Annotated in this window: 25 protein-coding genes and 3 pseudogenes; 17 read left to right on the top strand and 11 right to left on the bottom strand. The window is 73.3% G+C overall.

Annotation, left to right across the window (positions count from 1 at the left end):
• Positions 1-333 precede the first annotated feature (333 nt).
• Positions 334-848 (top strand): annotated as a pseudogene (locus RH94_RS44190) (LLM class flavin-dependent oxidoreductase); the annotation flags it as partial.
• A gap of 3 nt (positions 849-851) precedes the next feature.
• Here RH94_RS44190 and RH94_RS21825 read toward each other — a convergent pair.
• Complete coding sequence (locus tag RH94_RS21825) at positions 852-1,898, bottom strand: acyl-CoA dehydrogenase family protein (RefSeq protein ID WP_073949183.1); 1,047 nt, start codon at positions 1,896-1,898, stop codon at positions 852-854.
• 98 nt (positions 1,899-1,996) lie between these two features.
• Between RH94_RS21825 and RH94_RS21820 the strand changes: the two genes are divergently transcribed.
• The 5 genes from RH94_RS21820 (at position 1,997) to RH94_RS21800 (ending at position 7,255) form a co-directional block, all read left to right on the top strand.
• Positions 1,997-2,353, top strand: a complete 357-nt coding sequence (locus RH94_RS21820; RefSeq protein WP_073949182.1) for a YciI family protein — start codon at positions 1,997-1,999, stop codon at positions 2,351-2,353.
• 222 nt (positions 2,354-2,575) lie between these two features.
• Positions 2,576-3,286, top strand: a complete 711-nt coding sequence (locus tag RH94_RS21815; RefSeq protein ID WP_073949181.1) for a chitinase — start codon at positions 2,576-2,578, stop codon at positions 3,284-3,286.
• Between the two features lie 111 nt (positions 3,287-3,397).
• Complete coding sequence (locus RH94_RS21810) at positions 3,398-4,768, top strand: PI-PLC domain-containing protein (RefSeq protein ID WP_073949180.1); 1,371 nt, start codon at positions 3,398-3,400, stop codon at positions 4,766-4,768.
• Positions 4,769-4,811: 43 nt separating this feature from the next.
• Complete coding sequence (locus tag RH94_RS21805; protein ID WP_199881025.1) at positions 4,812-5,720, top strand: oxidoreductase; 909 nt, start codon at positions 4,812-4,814, stop codon at positions 5,718-5,720.
• A 527-nt stretch (positions 5,721-6,247) separates the two neighbouring features.
• The gene (locus RH94_RS21800; protein WP_199881028.1) at positions 6,248-7,255 is read left to right on the top strand and encodes a zinc-binding alcohol dehydrogenase family protein; all 1,008 of its coding nucleotides are present in this window, start codon (positions 6,248-6,250) and stop codon (positions 7,253-7,255) included.
• 62 nt (positions 7,256-7,317) lie between these two features.
• On the opposite strand, the gene RH94_RS21795 is transcribed toward RH94_RS21800, so the two are convergent.
• Positions 7,318-7,800, bottom strand: coding sequence for a VOC family protein (locus tag RH94_RS21795; protein WP_073949177.1), 483 nt, complete (start codon positions 7,798-7,800; stop codon positions 7,318-7,320).
• Between the two features lie 208 nt (positions 7,801-8,008).
• On the opposite strand from RH94_RS21795, the gene RH94_RS21790 reads away from it, so the two are divergent.
• The 3 genes and pseudogenes from RH94_RS21790 to RH94_RS21785 all read left to right on the top strand — a co-directional run.
• Positions 8,009-8,665 (top strand): ATP-dependent Clp protease proteolytic subunit, encoded by a 657-nt coding sequence (locus RH94_RS21790; protein WP_073949176.1) that lies wholly within the window; start codon positions 8,009-8,011, stop codon positions 8,663-8,665.
• A gap of 1 nt (position 8,666) precedes the next feature.
• A pseudogene (locus RH94_RS44185) lies at positions 8,667-8,797 on the top strand (ATP-dependent Clp protease proteolytic subunit); the annotation flags it as partial.
• Position 8,798: 1 nt separating this feature from the next.
• Positions 8,799-9,291: ClpP family protease (locus RH94_RS21785; RefSeq protein WP_234425944.1), on the top strand; the 493-nt coding region annotated here is incomplete at its 5' end.
• Here the strand turns inward: RH94_RS21785 and RH94_RS21780 are convergent.
• Positions 9,264-9,671 (bottom strand): helix-turn-helix domain-containing protein, encoded by a 408-nt coding sequence (locus tag RH94_RS21780; protein WP_073949175.1) that lies wholly within the window; start codon positions 9,669-9,671, stop codon positions 9,264-9,266. The genes RH94_RS21785 and RH94_RS21780 overlap by 28 nt on opposite strands.
• A gap of 315 nt (positions 9,672-9,986) precedes the next feature.
• Between RH94_RS21780 and RH94_RS21775 the strand changes: the two genes are divergently transcribed.
• Entirely contained in the window at positions 9,987-10,871 is an 885-nt protein-coding gene (locus RH94_RS21775; RefSeq protein WP_073949174.1) for an RNA polymerase sigma factor SigF, read from the top strand.
• A gap of 13 nt (positions 10,872-10,884) precedes the next feature.
• On the opposite strand, the gene RH94_RS21770 is transcribed toward RH94_RS21775, so the two are convergent.
• Positions 10,885-11,340, bottom strand: a complete 456-nt coding sequence (locus RH94_RS21770; RefSeq protein ID WP_073949173.1) for an ATP-binding protein — start codon at positions 11,338-11,340, stop codon at positions 10,885-10,887.
• A gap of 133 nt (positions 11,341-11,473) precedes the next feature.
• Between RH94_RS21770 and RH94_RS21765 the strand changes: the two genes are divergently transcribed.
• The gene (locus RH94_RS21765; RefSeq protein ID WP_234425943.1) at positions 11,474-12,850 is read left to right on the top strand and encodes a streptophobe family protein; all 1,377 of its coding nucleotides are present in this window, start codon (positions 11,474-11,476) and stop codon (positions 12,848-12,850) included.
• Positions 12,851-13,009: 159 nt separating this feature from the next.
• On the opposite strand, the gene RH94_RS21760 is transcribed toward RH94_RS21765, so the two are convergent.
• Positions 13,010-13,420, bottom strand: coding sequence for a hypothetical protein (locus tag RH94_RS21760; RefSeq protein ID WP_073949172.1), 411 nt, complete (start codon positions 13,418-13,420; stop codon positions 13,010-13,012).
• 328 nt (positions 13,421-13,748) lie between these two features.
• Here RH94_RS21760 and RH94_RS21755 point away from each other — a divergent pair, with 328 nt between their 5' ends.
• Entirely contained in the window at positions 13,749-14,150 is a 402-nt protein-coding gene (locus RH94_RS21755) for a nuclear transport factor 2 family protein (protein ID WP_073949171.1), read from the top strand.
• Between the two features lie 9 nt (positions 14,151-14,159).
• Here the strand turns inward: RH94_RS21755 and mgrA are convergent, their stop codons facing one another.
• A complete protein-coding gene (gene mgrA / locus RH94_RS21750; protein WP_073949170.1) occupies positions 14,160-15,152 on the bottom strand; it encodes an L-glyceraldehyde 3-phosphate reductase in 993 nt (330 codons plus the stop codon).
• A gap of 135 nt (positions 15,153-15,287) precedes the next feature.
• Here mgrA and RH94_RS21745 point away from each other — a divergent pair, with 135 nt between their 5' ends.
• Together RH94_RS21745 and RH94_RS21740 are read left to right on the top strand one after the other, a co-directional pair.
• Positions 15,288-16,196 carry a LysR family transcriptional regulator gene (locus tag RH94_RS21745; RefSeq protein WP_073949169.1) on the top strand — a complete coding sequence of 303 codons (909 nt, stop codon included), beginning with the start codon at positions 15,288-15,290 and terminating at the stop codon, positions 16,194-16,196.
• Positions 16,197-16,223: 27 nt separating this feature from the next.
• The gene (locus tag RH94_RS21740) at positions 16,224-16,739 is read left to right on the top strand and encodes a mycothiol transferase (RefSeq protein WP_073949168.1); all 516 of its coding nucleotides are present in this window, start codon (positions 16,224-16,226) and stop codon (positions 16,737-16,739) included.
• On the opposite strand, the gene RH94_RS21735 is transcribed toward RH94_RS21740, so the two are convergent.
• From RH94_RS21735 to RH94_RS21720, 5 genes and pseudogenes are all read right to left on the bottom strand, one after another.
• Positions 16,703-17,791: an adenosine deaminase gene (locus RH94_RS21735; RefSeq protein WP_073949167.1), complete on the bottom strand. Its 1,089-nt coding sequence runs from the start codon at positions 17,789-17,791 to the stop codon at positions 16,703-16,705. The two genes, RH94_RS21740 and RH94_RS21735, sit on opposite strands and share 37 nt — an antisense overlap.
• Before the next feature lie 28 nt (positions 17,792-17,819).
• Positions 17,820-17,896 (bottom strand): annotated as a pseudogene (locus RH94_RS44180) (VOC family protein); the annotation flags it as partial.
• A gap of 1 nt (position 17,897) precedes the next feature.
• Positions 17,898-18,219: VOC family protein (locus RH94_RS21730; RefSeq protein ID WP_234425942.1), on the bottom strand; the 322-nt coding region annotated here is incomplete at its 3' end.
• Positions 18,220-18,317: 98 nt separating this feature from the next.
• Positions 18,318-19,253 carry a M48 family metalloprotease gene (locus tag RH94_RS21725; RefSeq protein ID WP_073949166.1) on the bottom strand — a complete coding sequence of 312 codons (936 nt, stop codon included), beginning with the start codon at positions 19,251-19,253 and terminating at the stop codon, positions 18,318-18,320.
• Entirely contained in the window at positions 19,250-19,621 is a 372-nt protein-coding gene (locus RH94_RS21720; RefSeq protein ID WP_073949165.1) for a BlaI/MecI/CopY family transcriptional regulator, read from the bottom strand. Before RH94_RS21720 ends, RH94_RS21725 begins: the two co-directional genes overlap by 4 nt.
• A gap of 153 nt (positions 19,622-19,774) precedes the next feature.
• Between RH94_RS21720 and RH94_RS21715 the strand changes: the two genes are divergently transcribed.
• The 3 genes from RH94_RS21715 (at position 19,775) to RH94_RS21705 (ending at position 22,583) form a co-directional block, all read left to right on the top strand.
• On the top strand, positions 19,775-20,482 hold the full coding sequence (locus RH94_RS21715) for a dienelactone hydrolase family protein (RefSeq protein WP_073949164.1): 708 nt from the start codon (positions 19,775-19,777) through the stop codon (positions 20,480-20,482).
• Positions 20,483-20,850: 368 nt separating this feature from the next.
• Positions 20,851-21,558: a ribonuclease H family protein gene (locus RH94_RS21710; RefSeq protein ID WP_073949163.1), complete on the top strand. Its 708-nt coding sequence runs from the start codon at positions 20,851-20,853 to the stop codon at positions 21,556-21,558.
• 41 nt (positions 21,559-21,599) lie between these two features.
• Positions 21,600-22,583 carry an aldo/keto reductase gene (locus RH94_RS21705; RefSeq protein ID WP_073949162.1) on the top strand — a complete coding sequence of 328 codons (984 nt, stop codon included), beginning with the start codon at positions 21,600-21,602 and terminating at the stop codon, positions 22,581-22,583.
• The last annotated feature ends 41 nt before the right edge of the window (positions 22,584-22,624 follow it).

Genomic DNA, 22,624 nt, shown 5'->3' with positions numbered 1-22,624 from the left:
GGAACGTCGGACGGCCGGGTTTTCCTTGACGGCCCTCACAGGACGCTGCCACGACCGGCGGCATGAAGATGCGGCTGGACCTCACGCGGCGACGCCATGTCGACCTCGCGCGCGTCTCCAGCGTTTCCTGTTGTCTCGCGGCCTGATCACCGTCCGGATCCGCCACGCCTCCCTCCTCACCCTTCGGGTCTCCTTCCTTCGGGTCTGCGTCCTTCACGCCTGAATTCCCGCTTCTCACCTGTCCGGAATCCGGCGTGCCCGAAGACTTTCCCCGACCATCCGCAACAGGAGTGCCGCATGCCCGCAGAGCCGGTGAAGGCTGAACACCCCGGGCGCCCGCACCCGGAGATCTTCCAGGGCGGCAACTCCACCGCCGCCCGGCGGATGGCCGGCCGGGTCTCCGGCTGGTACTTCTCCAACGGCAAGGACTTCGACGGGGTCGTCGACCAGATCGACGACATACGCAAGTCCGCCGCCGAAGCCGGGCGCAGAGCACCGAAGTTCGGCCTCAACGGCTTCCTCGTCGCCCGCGACACCGAGGCCGAGGCCCGCGAGACCCTGCGGGAGACCGCCGCCGAGGCGACGGCTCCATCGGCCGGCTCCTCGGCTACCACTACCTGTGGTTCCGGGCCGCCCGCCTGGTCGGCAGCCACGAGGAGGTCACCGAGCGGATCGAGGAGTACGCGGCGCTCGGCATCGAGGAGTTCGTGCTCTCGGGTCACCCGCACCTGGAGGAGGCGTACTGGTTCGGCGAGGGCGTGCTGCCACGGCTCGCCGCACGGGGGCTGTGGCGGCACCCGTGCGGCATACCGGACGCGCCCTCGGCGCAGGTGCCGTTCGCGAGCTGAGCCTCAGTCGCCCAGATGGCCGAGGTGGGCCCGGCGCACCTCGGCCGTCTGGCCCTGGACCAGCAGGAACATCCCCTCGCGGAACAGCCGCTGGGCCCGGCTGCCCAGGTCCAGGGACCGGCCGCCCCCGGCCACGACCGCTGCGGTCGTCGCGGCACGCATCAGGTCGTACGACCGTGTCTTCAGCGCCAGCCGCTCCTCGATGCGCTCGTGCGGCACCGGATGATCCCACAGGGCGTACGCCCGCTCACGCGTCTCGTCCAGGCGGGTGCGCAGGGAACGCGCCGTCTCCTCCGCCTCCGGGACGCCGTCCAGCAGGGCGAGCGCCGCGTCGGCCACGCCGAAGACGGCCGGGGAGGCGTTGGTGTTGCGGGGGCGGTCGACCACGGCGAACTCCTTCTGCGGGGTGCGCAGGACGACCGCCTTCCCGGGCAGCCACAGGCCTTCCAGGCGCAGCGACACCGTGCGAGAGGCGGTGAGCGCCGCGAGCCGCATGGGCGGCGACGGGCGCAGACCCGGCTGCTCGCGCGCCTCGGCGAACGCGAACACCACCTCGGCCGCGTCCGTCACGCCCGCCAGCAGCATCACGTCGTTCAGCCCCCACCCCGTGTACCAGGGCACGGTGCCGTCGAAGCGCCAGCCGCCGCGCTCGGGCACGGCACGCACGGGCACCCGGGGGAAGGCGCGGACGTGCGCGTAGGCGATGCCCGCGAGCAGTTCTCCGGACGCCAGCGGACGCAACAGCCGCTCGCGCACCGGAAGTCCGCTTGCCGCCAGCAGCTTCACCGGCGTGTAGTGCTGCGTCGTCACGAACCAGGTCGAGCAGCAGGCCCCGGCCAGGATCTCCGCCGTCCGCCGGGCCACGGCGGCGGGCGCCGCCGCCCCGCCGTACTCCGCCGGCGCGCCGACCCCCAGCAGACCCGACCGCTTCACCGCCTCGACATGGCTCACGGGCACGCCCGCCTGGTCGACGCGCTCGGCGTGCGGGGCGAGCAGGTCGTCCGCGAGCAGGCGGGCACGGGCGACGAGGGGATGCGTTGCGACGGTCATGGAAATGATTCTCCCGGCACCGTCGGGCGAGGTGCCGATCCGGGGAGCCGTCGTTCGTGTAGGAGGTGGGACAACGGCACGACGTCAAGGAGGGCGCCATGAAGTACTACCTGCTCAGCGTGATCCAGCCCAGCGAGGGCACCCCGCCCTCGGCCGAGGCGCTCTCGGAGGTCATGGCCGGGGTCGAGGCCTTCCACCAGGAGTTGCGCGAGGCAGGGGCCTGGGTCTTCGCCGGCGGGCTGTACGGCCCGGAGACGGCCAGGGTGTTGCGTCCCAGCGGTGAGGACGTGCTGGTCACGGACGGACCCCGTGCCGGGGGCGAGGAATACCTGGGCGGGCTCTGTCTGATCAAGGCGCCCGACCTGGACGCCGCCCTGGAGTGGGGGCGCAAGGCGGCCCGGGCCACGACTCTGCCCGTCGAGGTGCGCCCCTTCCTGCACCCGGCCGGGGACTGACGCCCGGTCACCGGCGGTCGGTCGGCCGCGGCGCGGGCGCGGTCGGTCGGCCGGTCTCCGTCCTTGACTGGTACAGACCAAATGCGGTTGAGTGTGCCTCCACACCCCCCACCACGGCCGCCCCCCACCCCCGTGGCCGGTACCACCGGCGCGTGCGCACGAGGCCGGGCCCCGCCCTGCCCTCGTACGGGTGCGGCCGTGCCGCACAAAGGAGTTGATCCTGTGTCGAGGCGCCGTATCGCCGCCGTCCTGACCTCGCTCGCCGTCTCGGGTGCCGCCCTGGTGCTCCAGTCGGCCCCCACCGCCTCCGCCGCCGGATTCGTCGTGAGCGAGGCGCAGTTCAACCAGATGTTCCCGAACCGGAGTTCGTTCTACTCCTACAGCGGGCTCACCGCCGCCCTCGGCGCGTACCCCGGATTCGCCAACACCGGCAGCGACACCGTGAAGAAGCAGGAGGCCGCGGCGTTCCTCGCCAACGTCAGCCACGAGACCGGCGGACTGGTGCACGTGGTCGAGCAGAACACCGCCAACTACCCGCACTACTGCGACTGGAGCCAGTGGTACGGCTGTCCGGCCGGCCAGGCGGCGTACTACGGACGCGGTCCGATCCAGCTCAGCTGGAACTTCAACTACAAGGCCGCGGGCGACGCGCTCGGCATCGACCTCCTCAACAACCCCTGGCAGGTGGAGAACAACGCCTCCGTCGCCTGGAAGACCGGCCTGTGGTACTGGAACACCCAGTCCGGCCCCGGCTCCATGACCGGCCACAACGCCATGGTCAACGGAGCGGGTTTCGGCCAGACCATCCGCAGCATCAACGGCTCCCTCGAATGCGACGGCCGCAACCCCGCCCAGGTGCAGAGCCGCGTCAACGCCTACCAGAAGTTCACACAGATCCTCGGGGTTTCGCCGGGCGCCAACCTGTACTGCTGACGCGCGGGTGCGCCGCATGGTGTCATGCCCCTGACCATCCAGGAGACCGGGTCGCGGCCATCGCGTCACGGCCATGCGCCACGACCACGTCCGGACGAAGGGCACACCGTCATGCGCACCCCCCACGCCCTGCTCGCCACGGCCGCGGCACTGGCCGCCGCGGCCGTGGCGCCCCCAGCCGCCGCCGACGCCGCGGCGGACGTTCCGCCCGGCGGAACGTACTACGTCCAGAGCGCCACGACCGGCCTCAACGCCGCCGCCGGCAAGAGCGCCGTGGAACAGCACAACCCCAAGGGCGACGAGGACCACCAGCGGTGGAACCTCCGGGCGAGCGGGGCGTCGTACGTCCTGGAGGACGCCGACACGGCGGGCAGCTGCCTCGGCCGCTCCGGCGACCAGGCGCGCACCGTCGCCTGCACGGGCCCCGACGCGGCCTGGGAGATCGCACCGGCCGGAGACGACCAGTACACCCTCAAGGTCCCCGGCGCCGACCGCCACCTGACCGTCGCCGCCAAGCCGGCCGGCGCCAACTACCCGGCCCAGCTGGCCATCGGCTCCGCGGGCGGCCTCGCCCGCTGGTACCTCACTCCGGTGAGACCGGCCACCCGGCCCATGCCGCCGGCCGACCGGCGCACCCTCGACCAGGTCACCTTCCTGACCGCCCACAACGCCTACGCCAACGGGGTCGACGGCGGATTCGCCCCACCGTTCGTCAACCTCGTGCCCAACCAGACCCGCGGCATCGACCGGCAACTCGCCGACGGCGTACGCGGGTTCATGCTGGACATCCACCAGACCCGGGACGGCGCGATCCTCTGCCACAACAGCTGCACACTGGTCAGCAAGCCGGTCGCGCTGTGGGTGGACCTGCAGCGCATGGTCGACTTCCTCGAGGCGCACCCCGATCAGTTCGTCACCGTCTTCCTCGAGGACTATGTCGACCCCGGCGTCCTGCGCGGTGAACTCGCCCGCGTCGACGGCCTGTCCGACGTGCTCTACCGGCCCGACCGGACCGGCGTGCGCCAGAACGGCTGGCCGAGGATGGCCGATCTGATCGCGGCGAACCAGCGGCTGCTGATCCTCACCGACCACAGCCGCTCCGCCGACGAGACCGCGGGCCTGACCCGGGACAGCTTCGGCGTGATGTACCAGCGCGAGTGGACGGTCGAGAACCACTGGTCGATGGGGTCCGGCCTGGGCTCCTCCGACTGGTCCTGCTACAGCCGCTGGTACGGCGCCGACCTCAACATCCCGCTGACCCGCACCGAGCCCGGCTTCCGCCCGCTGTTCGTGATGAACCACTTCCGCGACACCACGATCTCCGGCACGGCGCAGACCGACAACGGCAAACTCGCCGACCGCGCCGAGCGGTTCTGCGAGCCCGCCGCGCGCAAGAAGCCCAACTTCCTCGCCGTGGACCGCTACGACCTGGGCAACCCGGCGGCCGCCGTCGACTCCCTGAACACCCACACCTATCCGTAAAAGGCGGCCGCCCGCGGCGCACGCGGTGTGCGAGACTCCGGCGATGAGCTCCGAAACGATCACCGCGGACGCCGCGGGCACCTCCGAACTCGGCGACCTGACCGTCAATCGCGTCGGCCTGGGCGCGATGCGGCTGACGGGCAGCGCCGCCTTCCACCTCGGCACCCCGAGCGACCGGGCGCGTTCGATCGCCGTCCTGCGCAAGGCCGTCGAACTCGGCGTCAACCACATCGACACGGCGGCCTTCTACTTCTCCGCGCGCCGCTCCGCCAACGAGCTGATCAACAGCGCGCTGTCCCCGTACCCGGAGGACCTGGTCGTCGTCACCAAGGTCGGCCCCTTCCGGAACTACTCGGGGGAGTGGGGCACCTCCGCGCGCCCCGACGACCTGCGCGGCCACGTCGAGGAGAACCTGCGCCAGCTCGGCCGCGACCACCTCGACGTGGTCAACCTGCGCCGGATGCGGCAGGACTCGATCGCCGAGCACTTCGGCGCGCTCGCCGAACTGCGCGAGGAGGGTCTGATCCGGCACCTCGGCATCTCCGACGTCGAGCCGCGCCACCTGGCCGAGGCCCGGGCCATCGCACCGGTGGTGTGCGTGCAGAACCGCTTCGGACTCGACTTCCGCGACCCGGCGACCGACGAACTGCTGCGCGTCTGCGGCGAGGAGGGCATCGCCTTCGTGCCGTTCTTCGCGATCGCCGGCGAGGGCGGCTCGCAGGGTGCGAAGAGCGGTGACGAGGACGAGGAGGTCACGGCCGTCGCACGGGCCCACGGCGCGACGCCCGCCCAGGTCCGGATCGCCTGGACCCTGCAGCAGGGACCGCACGTGCTGGCCATTCCCGGCACGGGCAACCCCGACCACCTGGTGGAGAACGTGGCCGCGGGCGCGCTGCGTCTCACCGACGAGGAGATGGCCCGTCTCGACGCGCTGCACACCAGGAGCGAGTGAGGACCCCCGCGCGGGGTGCGGACCACGGACGGGCCGGAGGCGTCGGCGGTGCCGTCCGGCACGTGCGGGACGCGGGCGACGGCCGTGGCCCGGCCACCGCTCGGGGCATCGCGCCGGCCCACAGGTGGATCCTGCCGGCGTCGCGCTCGACCCCGGATCCGCCCCGTGCCCGGCCCGGCCGATGGACATCCTGTCCACCAGTGCCTTGCCGGCGGTGAGCCGCGAGACGGTCCACGGACTCCCCGTACACCGACTGCGCGACACCGGCGGCGGAGGGATCGATCAAGTGGCGTCTCCTCGGGAGCGGCAGGAAGAGCCCAGCTCAGGCGGTCCCGTGGAGAGGTGCCTCTTGTCCGGCCGTCCGGATGCTCACGGCAGCCGTCCCCGGGGCGGGTCGCGCGCCGGACGGGCTCGTTTGTTCCACACTGGGTTCCACGCTGGGTTCCACACCGGAGGGACGGGCGGGGAGCGGCTTTCGGCAGGACGGGGCGCGAGATGGCGGACGGCGCGGGATGACGGGCGGCACGATGCGGGCGTGGACGGTGACCGGGCCGCGGCCGGTGGAGGAGGGGCCGCTGCGGTTCGTGGAGAAGCCGGTTCCCGTGCCCGGGGACGACGAGTTGCTCGTGCACGTGCGCGCGTGCGGGGTGTGCCGCACCGATCTGCACGTCGCCGAGGGCGACCTTCCGGTGCACCGGCCCGGGGTCACACCGGGCCACGAGGTCGTGGGCGTGGTGGCGGGCCGGGGGCGGGCGGTGAGCGGCTTCGAGCCCGGCGACCGGGTGGGCGCGGCCTGGCTGCGCCGTACCGACGGCACCTGCGCGTACTGTGCGCGCGGCGCGGAGAACCTCTGCCCGGCCTCCCGCTACACCGGCTGGGACGCCGACGGCGGCTACGCCGAGTACACCACCGTCCCGGCCGCCTTCGCCTACCCGCTGCCCGGCGAGGTCGACGACGTGGCGCTCGCGCCGCTGCTGTGCGCGGGCATCATCGGCTACCGGGCGCTGCGCCGGGCCGCGCTGCCGCCGGGCGGGCGGCTCGGCCTGTACGGCTTCGGCGGCAGCGCGCACCTGTGCGCCCAGGTGGCGCTCGCCCGGGGTGCCACCGTGCACGTCATGACCCGCGGGGAGGCCCCGCGGCGGCTCGCGCTGGAGCTGGGTGCCGCCTCGGCCCAGGACGCGTACGCGTCGCCGCCCGAGCCGCTGGACAGCGCGATCCTGTTCGCCCCGGTGGGCGACCTGGTCCCGGTGGCCCTGCGGGCCCTGGACCGCGGCGGCGTCCTGTCCGTCGCCGGGATCCACCTGAGCGACACGCCTCCGCTGCACTACGCGAGCGAGCTGTTCTACGAGAAGGAGCTGCGCAGCGTCACCTCGAACACGCGCGAGGACGGCCGGGAGTTCCTCGCGCTGGCCGCCCGGTACGGCGTGCGCGCCACCACGCACCCCTACCCGCTCTCCGCGGCCCAGCAGGCCCTGCGGGACCTCAAGGCGGGCCGCTTCGACGGGGCGGCGGTGCTGGTGAACGACCTGTCCTGAGCCGGGGCCCGCCGGGGCCGGTCCACTCCCCCGCGCGGGTGGGCCGGCCCCGCAGTACGCCGTCACTCGCCGGCGTACGCCTTCTCCAGGGCGGCGATGTCGAGCTTGCCCATGGCGTGCACCGCCCGCATGGCGCGGGCGGCCTTCTCGGCGTCGGGGCCGCCGAGCATCTCCATGAGCCGGTCCGGGACCACCTGCCAGGAGACGCCGTACCTGTCCTTGAGCCAGCCGCAGTGGCCGGGCTCGCCGCCGTTCTCGGTGAGCCCGGTCCAGTAGTGGTCGACCTCCTCCTGGTCGGCGCAGTGGATCTGGAAGGAGATCGACTCGTTGAAGGTGAACTCGGGGCCGCCGTTGAGCGCGACGAACTTCTGGCCGTTCGCCGTGAAGTCGACGGTGAGCACGGACCCGGCCGGGCCCGGCCCGGCCTCGGTGCAGCGGCCGATCCGCCCGATGCCGGCGTTCTCGAAGATCGAGACGTAGTAGTGGGCGGCCTCCTCGGCCCGGCCGTCGAACCAGAGGCAGGTGGTGAATCCTTCGGTGGCCACGGGTCCCTCCTGAACGTGTGCGATGCGGACATGTGTATCGACCGGCCCGCACGGCGAAACTCATCGGCGCGCCCGAAGAAAGTTCAGGAGGGCCGGCGGGGCGGCTCCGCTCGTGGCGAATCTGCTGCGGGCAGAGAAGCCGTCTGCGGGCAACTCGCCGAGGGGACAGTGGAGTTCGACGGCATCCCTGCCACCAGAAGGAGATCCGATGGCTCCACCGACCACCCTGTCCCGGCTCACCGCGCTCCCGCCGCGGGCCGAGGAGGGCGACACCTCGCCCAGCCGGTTCGACGACCACCTCGCGGCCGGGCTGCTCGCGCAGCGGATCGTGTTCCTGGGCACCCAGGTCGACGAGGTGTCGGCCAACCGTGTGTGCGCGCAACTGCTCCTGCTGTCGTCCGACGACCCGCGCACCGACATCAGCCTGTGCATCAACAGCCCCGGCGGGTCCGTCACCGCGGGCCTCGCCATCCACGACACGATGCGGCTCATCCCGAACGACGTGTCGACGCTGGCGATGGGGTTCGCCGCCAGCATGGGCCAGTTCCTGCTGACCGTGGGCGCCCGCGGCAAGCGGTTCGCGCTGCCGAACGCGCGGATCATGATGCACCAGCCGTCGGCGGGCATCGGCGGCACCACCGCCGACATCGAGATCCAGGCGGAGAACCTGGAGCACACCAAGCGGACCATCGAGCGGATCACCGCCGAGCACACCGGGCAGAGCGAGGAGACGATCGCACGGGACGGCGACCGGGACCGCTGGTTCACGGCCGAGCAGGCCAGGGAGTACGGGATGGTGGACCGGGTGGTGGAGTCGTTCGCCGACATCCGTCCGGTCTCCGCGCGCCGACGGACGGGGTGGTGACATGGGGTCGTACACGGTTCCGTACGTGATCGAGCGGACCACTCAGGGCGAGCGGTCCTACGACGTGTTCAGCCGGCTGCTGAACGAGCGGATCGTCTTCCTCGGCACCGAGATCGACGACGGCGTGGCGGGNGGGCGTCGTCATCGCCCAGCTCCTCCACCTGGAGTCGGCGAACCCGGAGCACGAGATCGCGGTCTATCTCAACTCGCCCGGCGGCTCGTTCACTTCGCTGATGGCGATCTACGACACGATGGCGTTCGTGCAGTCGCCGATCTCCACGTTCTGCGTGGGGCAGGCGGCCTCGACGGCGGCGGTGCTGCTGGCGGCCGGGGACCCGGGGCGCCGGTTCGTCCTGGAGCACGCGCGGGTGCTGCTCGGGCAGCCGGCCAGCGGTGGCCGGCAGGGTACGGTCTCCGACCTCGCGCTGCAGGCCAGGGAGATGGTCCGGATCCGTTCCCAGGTGGAGGAGGTGCTGTCCCGGCACACCGGTCACGACATCGCCACCCTGCGCGCGGACATGGACCGCGACAAGGTGTTCACCGCCGAGGAGGCGGTGGCCTACGGGCTGGCCGACAAGGTGCTGAGCCGGCGTCGTCGTCAGGCGGCCAGGCACAGTCCGCCGTGACGGGGGGCGGGCGTGGTGCGGCGGGTGACCCGCGCCAGCTCCCCCTGCACCAGTGACAGCAGGTCGCCCAGGCCCAGGCCGAGCGCCCGTGCCGCGGCCGCGAGGACCTCCGAGGAGGCTTCCTTGCGGCCGCGTTCGATCTCCGACAGATACGGCATCGAGATCCGCGCCGCGTCGGCGACGTCCTTGAGCGTGCGCTCCTGCGCGAGCCTCTCCCGGCGCAGGACGTCACCGACGAGGTCACGCCAGAGCGGTTCACGGGGAGCCGCGGCCGGACTCCTCCCGGCCGGGCGGTCGGACACCGGGCGGGCCGTCCCCGGGCGCGTGGCCGGCGGGCGCAGGGGGACGACGCGGACGTGGTCGGGCGCTTGGCTGCTCATCCCCTCAGCGTAGGGATCGCCCACGCGGGCGGAAGGGAGCGGCATTCCGCCCTGGGTGAATCACCGGCCGCGCCCGCGTGCGGCCGGTCCCGTGCCGCCCGGCACACGGGGGGCATGCGCCGGGTGACTCCGGGTATGCGCACTCCATACGGCCCGGCAGGCAGGACGTGAGCGGACCCCCGGGACCGGGGCACGCATACATCACCGTGTGCGGGGAACCCGGGGGTCGCGCGGCCGTCCGGTGGCCGGAGCACCGGAACAGACGTATACGGGCCGAAAGGCAGAGGTCGCACCGTGACTTTCGTGGGAGAGGCAATGGACACCGCCGTGATCCGGTCCGAGGCAGCGGTCGGGAGGACCCGGGAGGCCGAGACGGGTGGCGGGCCGCTGCCGGGGGTGGCGGATCCGCGGTCGGTCGCTCCGCGTGACGCGCGGGAGCTGTCCCGTCACTTCTTCCGGCGGCTGGCGGAGTTGGAGGAGGGCACGCACGAGTACCAGTACGCGCGCAACACGCTCATCGAGATGAACATGTCGCTGGTGCGGTTCGCGGCCGGCCGTTTCCGCAACCGCGGTGACGACATGGAGGACATCGTCCAGACCGGGATGATCGGCCTGATCAAGGCCATCGACCGGTTCGAGCTGGCGCGCGAGGTGGAGTTCACCTCCTTCGCCCTGCCGTACATCGTCGGTGAGATCAAGCGGTTCTTCCGTGACACCACCTGGGCGGTGCACGTGCCGCGGCGGCTGCAGGAGCTGCGGGTGGAGCTGGCCCGGGCCCGCGAGGAGCTGTCCAGCCGCCTGGACCGGGACCCGACGGTCGCCGAGCTCGCCACGCTGATGAACCTCTCCGAGGACCAGGTGGTCGAGGCCCAGATCGCCTCCAACGGCTACAACTCCGCGTCGCTGGACGCCGCCCTCACCGGTGACGGCGCCGAGGACGGCGAGGCGGTGCTCGCCGACTTCATCGGGGTCGAGGAGGCCGGGATCGGGCTCGTCGAGGACTTCCACTCCCTCGCGCCGCTGGTGGCCGGGCTCAGTGAACGCGACCGGCAGATCATCCATCTGCGGTTCGTGGAGGAGGCCACCCAGGCGGAGATCGGCGAACGGCTCGGCTGCTCGCAGATGCACGTCTCCCGGCTGATCAAGCGGATCATCACACAGCTGCGCCAGGGGATGCTGGGGGAGCTGGGCTGCGCCTGACGCGGCCCGACGCTCAGTCGCGGCCGAGGCCGACCACCGCGCGCACGCGCTTGCCGACCGGGATCCGCTCCACGGTGACCTCGGAGGCCAGCGCGTGCACGATCTCCAGGCCGTGCCGGCCGACGCGCCGCGGGTCCCGGGGGAAGCGCCGGGGCAGCGCGGCGCTGCTGTCGTAGACGCACACGTCGACGGAGACGTCCGTGCCCTCGAGTTCCAGGATGTACGGGCCGTTGCTGTGCCGGTCTGCGTTGGTGACCAGCTCGCTGACCACCAGCAGGAGCGCCTCGCCGGAACGGCGGCCGATCCCGGCGCACCACTCGGTCCTGAGCTGGTCCAGGAACTGCGCGGCGAAGGCCCGCGCCTCGGCGATGCACCCCGGTTCACCGGTGTAGTGCGCCGCCCGCCGGAGCGGGTCCACGGGAACGTCGAAACCAGTCGGTATCACTGCCCCGTCCAGGTTCTCGGTCATGCATGTCTCTCTCGCCAAGCCGGTCCGTCCCGACACTGCTGCACCTGTCCTGTTACCCCGGGCCGCGCCCTGCAGTCCCCGCACCCGGACCTCCCGGCGGGCGCGCCGCGGCCGGGCTGCTTAGCGTGGCAGTGTGAGCCCGCCGAGCCCCACCGCCGCACCGGCCGCCCGCCACGGCTGGGTGCGGGCCGCCGCCACGGTGCTGGCCGCTCTGCTCGCCATGGGCACCGTCGCCGCGCTGGGGCTGTGGGCGGCCGGTGCCACCGGACTTCCCGACAACGCCTTCCCCCGGGTGGTCGCCGCGACGGTGGTGACGGCGGTCGGCGGAAGCGTGGAGCTGTCGGGGAACGCGGGCGTCCTCGCCGAGACGCACGCCGGCATCACGGTGATGCCGCTGTCGGTCACGCTCGTCGGCGCGCTCGTCCTCGCCGAGGGGTTCCTGCGGCCGCTGCGGCACCGCGCGGTGGCCGGGGTACGGGAACCGGCCGGATGGGCCGCCCGGATCGCCGTGCTGTGGCTGCTCGCCCTGACCGGCCTGGCGCTCGGTGCCCGGCAGACCTTCGCCGTCGACCTCGGCGACGGCGTGCTCGGCGCCATCGGCGGCCTGTTCGGCGCCGAGCCGGAGGTCGGTTTCACCGCGCAGGTGCCGCTGACCGTGCTCTTCGGGCTGCTGTGGCTGGCCGGCGTGCTGGTGCCGGCCCTGCTGGTGGCGCCCGGGGCGCCGCTGCCGGCGCGGCTGCGGGAGTCGGTGCGTCCGGCGGCGTACGCCATGGTCGTCCTGCTGCTCGCGTGCGTCGTCGTGGGCCTGGTCGTCGCGCTCGTGACGGCGGCGACCCGCGGGCATCCGGCGGACCACTTCGCGGTGATCCTGCTCGGGCTGCCGAACCTGGCCTGGCTCGCCTTCACGATCGGCCTGGGCGCCACCTGGCACGGCAGGGTGGACGGCCCGTTCGGGCTGCCCGCGCCGCACCTGCTCGACCAGGTGCTGCGCACCCCGGACGTCTCCACGCTCAACGTGGGCACGCTCGCCGAGCACGACGGCCGGGTGTGGTGGCTGGTGGCCGTGGACGCCGTACTGCTGCTGGGCGCCGCGTTCCTGATGGCGGCGCGCTCCCCGGCGCGGCTGCCCGCCTGGCGGCACGCCCTGCACATGGCCGTCGCGCTGGTGCTGACGGTGCTGACGGTCTGTGCCGTGGGCCGGGTCTCCGCCCACTACGGCCTGTCCCTCCTCGGCATCGGGAACGTGGGCGGCGGCCTGTCCGGAGAGCTCCTGCTCACACCGCGGCTGTGGGGTGCGCTGGGCCTGGCCGCCGGGTGGGGCCTGGTCACCGGCTTCCTGGGAGCCCTGCCGGCCGCACGGGTACGCCGCCGGGGCGAGGGACCCTCCGCTCAGGCCCCGTCGGCACATTTCCTCCCCCAGCCTTCGGCCGGGAGGTGCCCCCAGCCGCGCGACGCTCCCCCGCCCCGGTGGCCGGGAGGTGCCCCCGGGCACGGCGCCTCGCCGCATTGACGGGACCGCCCGCATACGCCCCGTACGCGGGCGGCCCTCCGCCTCGCGACGCGCCCCACTGCCCGGAGGGCAAGGGAGGCGCCCCCGGCACCGGGCGCAGCGCGGCCCGCCCCGCGGGCGGACGGCGGGAAGGCGACGACAGGGCCGGGCGGCCTCCGCTCAGGCCATCGGCAGGACGAGGGCCGGGAGGGTGCGGTGCATGCGCAGGGCGTCCACCGACTCGGCGAGCAGTTCGTACTCGGTGGTGTCGTCGCTCGCGACGATCCGCACCAGCCGGCCGTCGGCCAGCTCGTCGGCGACGGTCTCCTGTTGTGCCGCGTCGGCGCACCAGGCGCGCAGGACGCGCGGCACGTCGGGCACGGTGTCCGGCACCGGGACGAGCGCGCCGGCCGGGACGTGGGGGCTGTCGGGGAGGGGGTCGAGCCGTTCGGCGATCCAGGAGGCGCGGTCGCGCAGCCACCACAGGGCCAGGGCCAGGGTGGGCGCGCGGTAGGTGCCGAGCGGCACGCCGACGCGGCGCCCGCCGCACACGCCGTACGCGGTGACATGGCACAGGAATTCGTCGTGCACTGCTCCTCCCCCGTCGCGTCGCCCTGCCGTGCTGCCTCGCTCTCCGTGCGCTTGCCGTGCGGTGAAGCATGGTGGTTGTGCGGTGAACTGCCCTGAAACTTGAGTATGTTCACTGCTGAAACACTGTCACCATGACTTTCCGGCCAGTCTCCTGGCATATTCGGCACGCCGCGTGGCCGAAACCGTGACGGCCCGTGGCCGCGCGGCCATTACCCCAGCGGTAATCGACCCGCGCGGCACGGCCCGGCAGGGTGGTCCCATCGGGTCGCCGACTACGGAGATCCGGGTCCTGACCAGCGTGTACGACCTCGATGGAGGCTGATTCGCCATGTCCGCGCACACCGACCGTTACGAGAGCGCCGTCGCCCGCTACTTCGAGGCCTGGAACGCGGCCGATGCCGAGGCCCGGGCGAAGGCGGTGGCCGCCGCCTGGACCCCGGACGGCCGTTACACCGACCCCCTCGTGGACGCCGGCGGCCACGAGCGGATCGCGGCCGTGATCACCGCCGCCCGCGAGCAGTTCCCCGGCTTCGTCTTCCGGCTCACCGGCACCGTCGACGGGCACCACGACACGGCGCGCTTCTCCTGGGAGCTGGTGAGCGGGGCCGGGGGTGCCCCCTCCGGGGGAGGCTCCGCCCCGGTCGCCGGCTCCGATGTGGTCACCCTGGACGCCGAGGGGAGGATCCGCGCCGTACTCGGCTTCCTCGACCGGGTGCCCGCGGGGGCGTGAGGCAGGCCCCTACGGCTTGACGATCGCGTCGATGCGGGCCAGTTCCTCCGCGTCGAAGTCCAGGTTGCGGGTCGCCTCGACGCTGTCCTGGAGCTGCCGCGGGCTGCTCGCGCCGACCAGGGCCGAGGTGACCCGGCCGCCGCGCAGCACCCAGGCCAGGGCCAGCTGGGCCAGGGACTGGCCGCGGGACGTGGCGATCTCGTCCAGGGCGCGCAGCCTGCCCACCAGGTCCCCGGTGACCGCGTCGGAGTCCAGGAACGGGCTGTCGCTCGCCGCGCGCGAGTCCTCGGGAACGCCGTCGAGGTAGCGGGCGGTGAGCAGGCCCTGCTCCAGCGGGGAGTAGGCGATGGAGCCGACCTGGAGTTCGTCGAGGGTGTCCAGCAGGCCCTGCTCCTCGGGCCGCCGGTCGAGCATCGAGTAGCGCGGCTGGTGGATGAGCAGCGGGGTGCCCAGCTCGCCCAGGATCCGGGCGGCCTCGCGGGTCTGCTCCGGGGAGTAGTTGGAGACTCCGACGTAGAGCGCCTTGCCCTGCCGGACCGCCGAGTGCAGGGCCCCCATGGTCTCCTCGAGCGGGGTGTCAGGGTCGGGGCGGTGCGAGTAGAAGATGTCGACGTAGTCCAGGCCCATCCGCCGCAGGCTCTGGTCCAGGGAGGACAGCAGGTACTTGCGCGAGCCCCATTCGCCGTACGGGCCGGGCCACATCAGGTAGCCGGCCTTGGTGGAGATCACCAGCTCGTCCCGGTACGGCGCGAAGTCCGCCCGCAGCGCCTCGCCGAGGGCGGACTCGGCGGCGCCGGGCGGCGGGCCGTAGTTGTTGGCCAGGTCGAAGTGGGTGACGCCGAGGTCGAAGGCGCGGCGCAGGATGGCGCGCTGGGTCTCGACCGGGCGGTCGGGGCCGAAGTTGTGCCACAGTCCGAGCGACAGCGCGGGGAGTTTCAGGCCGCTGCGTCCGGTGCGCCGGTAGGGCATGTCCGCGTAGCGGTCGGGGTGGGCGGTGTACAACGCGACTCCAGGAGGGGTTGGCAGGCAGGGAGGACGGCCGACTCCGTGGAGCCGGCCGTCCCCACTCTGGCGCCTCTCCCGGGCAGTGGTCCAACAGAAGAATCCGATGAGATTCAACGACTAGGCTTCTCAGTCATGGAACTGCGCCACCTCCAGCACTTCGTCGCCGTCGCCGAGGACCAGCACTTCACCCGGGCCGCCGAGCGGCTGATGGTCTCCCAGTCGGGGCTGTCGGCGTCGATCCGTTCGCTGGAGCGGGAGTTGCGGGCGCCGCTGTTCGTGCGCACCACGCGCCGGGTGACGCTCACGGAGGCCGGGCGCGCGCTGCTCGGTGAGGCGGAGCGGATCCTGGCGCAGGTGCGGGCGGCGCACGAGGCGGTGGCGGCGGTGCAGGGCGTGCTGCGCGGCACGCTGTCGCTGGGCACCGAGCAGTGCATCGCCGGGGTGCACGTGGCCGGACTGCTCGCCGCGTTCCGGCAACTCCATCCGGACGTGGAGATACGGCTGCGGCAGGCGGGCTCGGGCGCGCTGGCGGAGGAGGTCGCGGCCGGCCGGCTCGACCTGGCGTTCGCCTACCGCACCCGCGCGGACACCGACCAGTTGCGCTCGGTGTCGCTGACCAGCGAGCCGATGACCGTGCTGTGCCACCCCGGCCACCGGTTCGCGGCGTCCGGCGCCGTCCTCGCGCCGCAGGACGTGGACGGCGAGGTCTTCGTCGACTTCCACCCGGACTGGGGGCCGCGCCGGACCACCGACGCGGCCTTCGCCGCCGCGGGCGTGCGGCGCACGGTGGCCCTGGAGGTCAACGACGTGCACGGCCTGCTCGACCTGGTCGGCGAGAACCTCGGCATCGCGGTCGTGCCCCGCCACTTCCGGCACAAGCGGCCCTCGCTGACCGCGCTGCCGCTGAAGGACGTCGCCGGCACGGAGTACGAGACCGTCGCCCTGCTGCCGCCCGAACAGGCCACCAGCCCCGCCGCCCGTGCCCTGATCGCCCTGCTGGAGTCACGGGGCCCGGCGTCCGGCGGTGTTCCGGACGCGTGACGGGGGCGGATGCGCCATGGTGGGCGTATGCATGCGAAGGACATCCTCATCGACGGCTACGGCCGCGTCCGGGAAGAGGTCCACGCCGTCGTCGACGGCCTGCCGGCCGAGCGGCTCGACGCCCGTCCCGGTGACGGCGCCAACTCCGTCGCCTGGCTCGTCTGGCACCTCACGCGGGTGCAGGACGACCACGTCGCCGACGCGTTCGGCCTCGGACAGGTGTGGCTCGCGCAGGGCTGGGAGGAGCGCTTCGGGCTCGGCCTGAAGCGCCACGACACCGGGTACGGGCACAGCCCGGCGCAGGCCGCCAAGGTGCGGGTCGCCTCGGGCGAACTGCTGACCGGCTACTACGACGCCGTGCACGAGCAGACCCTGAAGGCCCTGCGTCAACTGGCCGCCAAGGACCTCGAACGCGTCGTCGACGAGCGCTGGGATCCGCCGGTCACCCTGGGCGTGCGCCTGGTCAGCGTCCTCTCCGACGACCTGCAGCACGCCGGACAGGCCGCCTACGTCAGGGGGCTGTTGGCGAGCGCGGACTCGTAGCCCGGCAGAACCACGTCCCTGAGCAGGGCGTTGCGCTCGTCGAAGGGGATGAACGCGCTCTTGACCGCGTTCACCGTGACCGTGCGCAGGTCCTCGACCGTCCAGCCCGCGTGCTCGACCAGCAGGGACATCTCGCGGGTCATCGTCGTGCCGGACACCAGGCGGTTGTCGGTGTTGAGGGTGACCCGGAAGCCGAGGTCCTTCAGGGCGGTGATGGGGTGCTCGGCGATCGAGCGGGCGGCGCCGGTCTGCAGGTTGGAGGTCGGGCACATCTCCAGGGCGATCCGGCGGTCGCGCACCCAGCCGGCCAGCCGGCCCGGCTTGCCGTCGACGATGTCGTCGGTGATGCGCACGCCGTGCCCGATGCGCTGGGCGCCGCAGACCTGCAGCGCCTGGTGGATGCTGGGCAGGCCGTGGGCCTCGCCGGCGTGGATGGTGAACGGCACGCTCTCGCGGCGCAGGTGCTCGAAGGCGGCCAGGTGGTCGGCGGGCGGGAAGCCGTCCTCGGCGCCGGCGATGTCGAAGCCGACGACACCGGCGTCGCGGTGGGCGACGGCCAGGTCGGCGATCTCGCGGCTGCGGTCGAACATCCGCATCCCGCACAGCAGCGTGCCCACCCGGACGGGCGTTCCGTTCGCCGCCGCCTTGGCCATGCCGGCGGCCAGGCCCTCCTGGACGGTCCCGACGACCTCGGCCGGCGTCAGCCCGCCCTTGACCATGAGCTCGGGGGCGTAGCGGACCTCGCCGTAGACGACGCCGTCCCCGGCCAGGTCGAGGACGTACTCCTCGGCGGTGCGCAGCAGGCCCTCGCGGGTCTGCATCACGGCGAGGGTGTGCTCGAAGGTGGCTATGTACCGCACCAGGTCCCCGGAGTTGGCCGCGTCGTAGTACCAGGCGGCGAGCTCGTCGGGGTCGGTGGTGGGCAGCGTGTGGCCGACCGTGTCCGCGAGTTCGACGACGGTGGCCGGGCGCAGCCCGCCGTCGAGGTGGTCGTGCAGCACGGCCTTGGGCAGCCGGCGGAGGGTGTCGGTGTCGACGCGGGGCGCGGTCATGAATGGTTCCTCGGGCAGGTGGTGGGTGTCACGGGGTGGCGGGCTGGAGCAGGTCCCAGCGGTTGCCGTAGAGGTCCTCGAAGACGGCGACGGTGCCGTACGGCTNGCTCGTGCCGCGGCTCCTCCAGAAAGGTCACGCCCGCCGCCCGCATCCGGGCGTGGTCGCGGGCGAGGTCGTCGGTGTGCAGGAAGAACCCGACGCGCCCGCCGGTCTGGTCGCCGACCCGGGCCCGCTGGGATCCGGTCCTGGCGCGGGCGAGCAGCAGCGCGGCGCCGGTGCCGCTCCCGTCCGGTTCGACGACGACCCAGCGCGAACCGTCCGGGCGCGGGGTGTCCTCGGCGAGCCGGAAGCCGAGCGCCCCGGTGTAGTGGCGGATCGCCTCGTCGTAGTCGTCGACGACGAGGGTGACCAGGGCGATGCGTCTCATCAGGGCCTTTCGGGACGGGCGGGCGCCGAGTGAGGTTATACGTAAAACGTCATGGACACCAATCCCGTCGGAGCAGGTGCGGTGAGTACGGCGGGCGGTCAGCGGGACTCTTCGCCCTGGGCGATCTCGACCCGGTGGTGGAAGTCGATCAGGCCGGTGACCGAGGAGGCGAAGGAGACCGTGGCGCAGGCCAGCAGCAGCGCGGCTGCGCAGGTCGCGGCGCGGCGGGTGACGTGCGGGGCGGCCAGCAGTGCCCTGACGCGGTGCGGGACCGGGCCGGAGGCGGCGGCGGGGGCGAGACCCGGGCGCGCGGACCGGGCCTCCTGGCCGGCCAGGGCGGCGCGGGCGATGGCCCGGGCGGTCAGACGGCGGTCGCCGACGGCCGCGGCCGCGGCCTCGTCGGCGGCCCGCTCGGCCGCGAGACGGATCGCCCGGCGGACCGGCCGCAGCGCGGGATGGCAGTGGGCGGCGATTTCGGCGACGGCCAGGAAGTAGTGGTGGCCGCCCCGGTTGTGCGCCCGCTCGTGCGCGAACAGCGCCTCACGCTCGGCCGCGTCGAGGCTGCGCAGCATCGCGGTGGTGACGACGATGCGGTGCGGGCGGCCGGGCAGGGCGTACGCGTCGGGCCGCGGGGAGTCGATCACGCACAGGTCGCCCGCCGCAGGCCTGCGTCCGGCCTCGGTGCGCGCCCTGCGAAAGGCGCGGAACTCCTTGAGCGCCGCGCGTCCGAGCGTGCCCGCGCACACGGCGAGCGCCCCGACGGAGACGGCCGCCGCCGGGAGGACCACCGGACCGGACGCGGTGGACAGGGGGTGTACGAGCTCCCCGAGCGCCGCGAACGCCGGCAGCCTGAGCAGTCCGGTGAGCACGAAGGCGCCGAGCGCGGCCAGGGAGCACCCGGCGAGCACGACCGCGCAGAGGGTGATCACCCACAGCGCGGTCACGGGGGCGAGGCGGTCGAGCGCGCGCCGGGCCGGTACCGGCACGGCGAACGGCAGCAGCAGGGGCAGGAGCAGGAGCAGGGTCGCGGTCATCGCTCACCGGGTTCGAGCAGGTCCCGCAGGATGCGCTCGTCGTCGGGGCTGAGCTGGGCGACGAAGCGGGCGAGAACCGTCTCGCGGTCGGTGTCGCGGTCGAGTTCGGAGTGCATGCGGCGGGCGGTGAGCCCGTGCGCGTCCTGGACGGGGTAGTAGGCGTAGCCCCGCCCCTGGCGGCGGCGTTCGACGACGCCCTTGTCGTACAGCCGGGTCAGGATCGTGGTGACCGTGGTGCGGGCCAGGCCGTTGCCGAGGCCGAGCTGGACCTGGCCGGGCGTCTGTGGCGCGCCGGCGGCCCACAGGACGGCCATGACGCCCGCTTCGAGCTCACCGGCCGGCCGGCGTTCGTCCTTCGCGTCGGTCATGGGAACGTCCTTCACCCCGTCATCGCCCGCGGTCCAGTGGAACCGGTCCAGATCGTCTACATGATTGTAGTCGGCCGGTTGCCGTGGCCCGCTCGCGGCTCCGCCGCCTGTCATGATGGAAGGAGGGGGGCGACCGGACAGGAGTTCAGCGCCATGCCCGAGCGGCCCGGGCCCGCCGAGAGGCCCGCCCGCCAGAACACCACCTTCCCGAGCGCGGGAGCCACCGCGCACGGCTACCTCGCGCTGCCCCCGTCCGGACGCGGCCCGGGCGTCCTGGTCATCCAGGAGTGGTGGGGGCTGACGGACCACATCGCCGACGTCGCCGACCGGCTCGCCGCCGAGGGGTTCGTCGCCCTGGCGCCCGACCTGTACGGCGGGAGTGTGGCGCACGACAGCGACGAGGCCCTGCGGATGCTGAAGGCGCTGCCGGTCTCCCGCGGCGTCGAACTGCTCTCCGGCGCCGTCGGTCATCTGCTGAGCCTGCCCGAGGTCACCTCGGACACGGCCGGCGCGGTCGGCTTCTGCATGGGCGGCGGCTTCGTGCTGTACCTGGCCGCGGTCGAGCCGCGGGTGAGCGCGGCCGTGCCGTTCTACGGCGTCGTCCGGGACGAGATGCCCGACTTCTCCGGGCTGCGCGCCCGGATCCTCGGCCACTACGGGGAGCGGGACCGGAGCATTCCGCCGCAGCGGGTGGAGGAACTGGCCGAGACGATCCGGCGGCAGTCCGGCACCGCACCGGACTTCCGCCTGTACCCGGCCGGCCACGCCTTCTTCAACGACCGCCGCCCCAGCCACCACCCCGACTCCGCAGCCCGGGCCTGGGAGAGCACCGTCGCGTTCCTGCACCGGCAGCTGGACTGACCGGGAGCGGCGGNGCGGCCGGGTGCCCCGGAAAGCGTGACAAAGGGCGTACCGGATGCCGGTGACGGCCGACCCGCCCCGGCGGCGGCTGATCTTCCGCCGGCGGTCGGACAACGCGTTTCCCCCTGGCGGCCGGCGGCAGCGACCGCTACGACCTGGCGGCCGCCGCCCACTGGCTTCCTGCGACGGCGACGGCGACGGCTCCGGTGGCGCACAGCGCCGTACGACGGGACAGCTCCGCCATGGAGCGACCTCCGGGCCCGGTCGGCAGGGGACGGTCACCGCAGGGTGGTCACCGCTCGGGAGTCCGGTGCTTCCCGCGCACGGGTTCGCCGGGCAGCGGCCCGAAGGCCCCGTCCGGGCGTGGCATGATCGAGCTCATGCGTGAACGTGTGGTGGCCGCCTGCGACGGGGCGTCGAAGGGAAATCCGGGTCCTGCGGGCTGGGCATGGGTCGTCTCGGACGACGCCGGGACCCCGGCCCGCTGGGAGGCCGGAGCGCTCGGCAGGGCGACCAACAACATCGCCGAACTCACGGCGCTGGAGCGGCTGTTGACGGCGACCGACCCGGACGTGCCGCTCGAGGTGCGGATGGACTCGCAGTACGCGATGAAGGCCGTCACCACCTGGCTGCCCGGCTGGAAGCGCAACGGCTGGAGGACGGCCGCCGGCAAGCCGGTCGCCAACCAGGAGCTGGTCGTGCGGATCGACGAACTGCTCCAGGGCCGCTCGGTCGACTTCCGCTACGTACCCGCCCACCAGGTCGACGGCGACCCGCTCAACGACTTCGCCGACCGCGCCGCCAGCCAGGCCGCGACCGCGCAGCAGGCGGCGGGCAGCGCCCTCGGCTCGCCCGAACCGCCGCCCTCGCCCGTCGCCCCGGCGTCCGCCTCCTCGCGCCGCGCCAACGGCACCAAGGCGGCCCGGCAGCGCGGCGGCGGATCGTCGTCCCGCACGCTCAAGGCGAAGTTCCCCGGCCGCTGCGTGTGCGGCCGCTCCTACGCGGCGGGCGAGCCCATCGCCAAGAACGACCAGGGCTGGGGCCACCCGGAGTGCCGCACGGCGGCCGCCGGGTAGCCCGGCGGACCGGCGGACGCCGCTGATGACAGACTGGCGCCATGGACGAACGTGAATTCCGCAGGTCGCACCAGCACGCGTCGGTCGTCGGGCTCGGCACCTGGCAACTGGGCGCCGACTGGGGCGACGTGGACGACAAGGAGGCCCTCTCCGTACTGGAGGCGGCCGCCGAGTCGGGAGTGACCTTCTTCGACACCGCCGACGTCTACGGCGACGGGCGCAGCGAGTCGACCATCGCGACCTTCCTCGGTTCCCGGCCGGACCTGCACGTGCTGGTCGCCACCAAGATGGGCCGGCGCGTCGAGCAGATCCCGCAGAACTACGTCCTGGACAACTTCCGCGCCTGGAACGACCGCTCCCGGCGCAACCTCGGCGTCGACCGTGTCGACCTGGTGCAGCTGCACTGCCCGCCGACACCTGTGTACTCCAGCGACGAGGTGTTCGACGCCCTCGACACGCTCGTCGAGGAGGAGCGGATCGCCGCCTACGGCGTCAGCGTGGAGACCTGCGCCGAGGCGCTGACGGCGATCGCCCGGCCGAACGTGGCCAGCGTGCAGATCATCCTCAACCCGTTCCGCATGAAGCCGCTGCGCGAGGTGCTGCCCGCCGCGCGGGAGGCGGGCGTCGGCATCATCGCCCGGGTCCCGCTCGCCTCCGGGCTGCTGTCCGGGAAGTACACCAGGGACACGGTCTTCCCGGCCAACGACCACCGCGCCTTCAACCGGCACGGCGAGGCCTTCGACCAGGGCGAGACCTTCTCCGGCGTCGACTACGCCACGGGCGTGGAGGCCGCCGCCGAGTTCGCCTCGCTCGCCCCCGAGGGGTACACCCCGGCCCAGCTCGCGCTGCGCTGGGTCGTCCAGCAGCCCGGCGTCACCACCGTCATCCCGGGCGCCCGCTCACCGGAGCAGGCGCGCGCGAACGCCGCCGCCGCGAAACTGCCGCCGCTGGGCGGGGAGACCCTCGCGGCGATCCGGGACCTGTACGAGCGCCGGATCAAGGACCAGGTGGAGTCCCGCTGGTAGACGCCGTCGCCGCCGTCGGGGGCGCGCTCACGGCTCCAGGC

The organism is Streptomyces kebangsaanensis, from assembly GCF_001906585.1.
In the GTDB taxonomy this organism is placed as follows: domain Bacteria; phylum Actinomycetota; class Actinomycetes; order Streptomycetales; family Streptomycetaceae; genus Streptomyces; species Streptomyces kebangsaanensis.
Note: the sequence above shows the minus strand (reverse complement) of the source record. Positions and strands in the feature narration are given on the sequence as shown.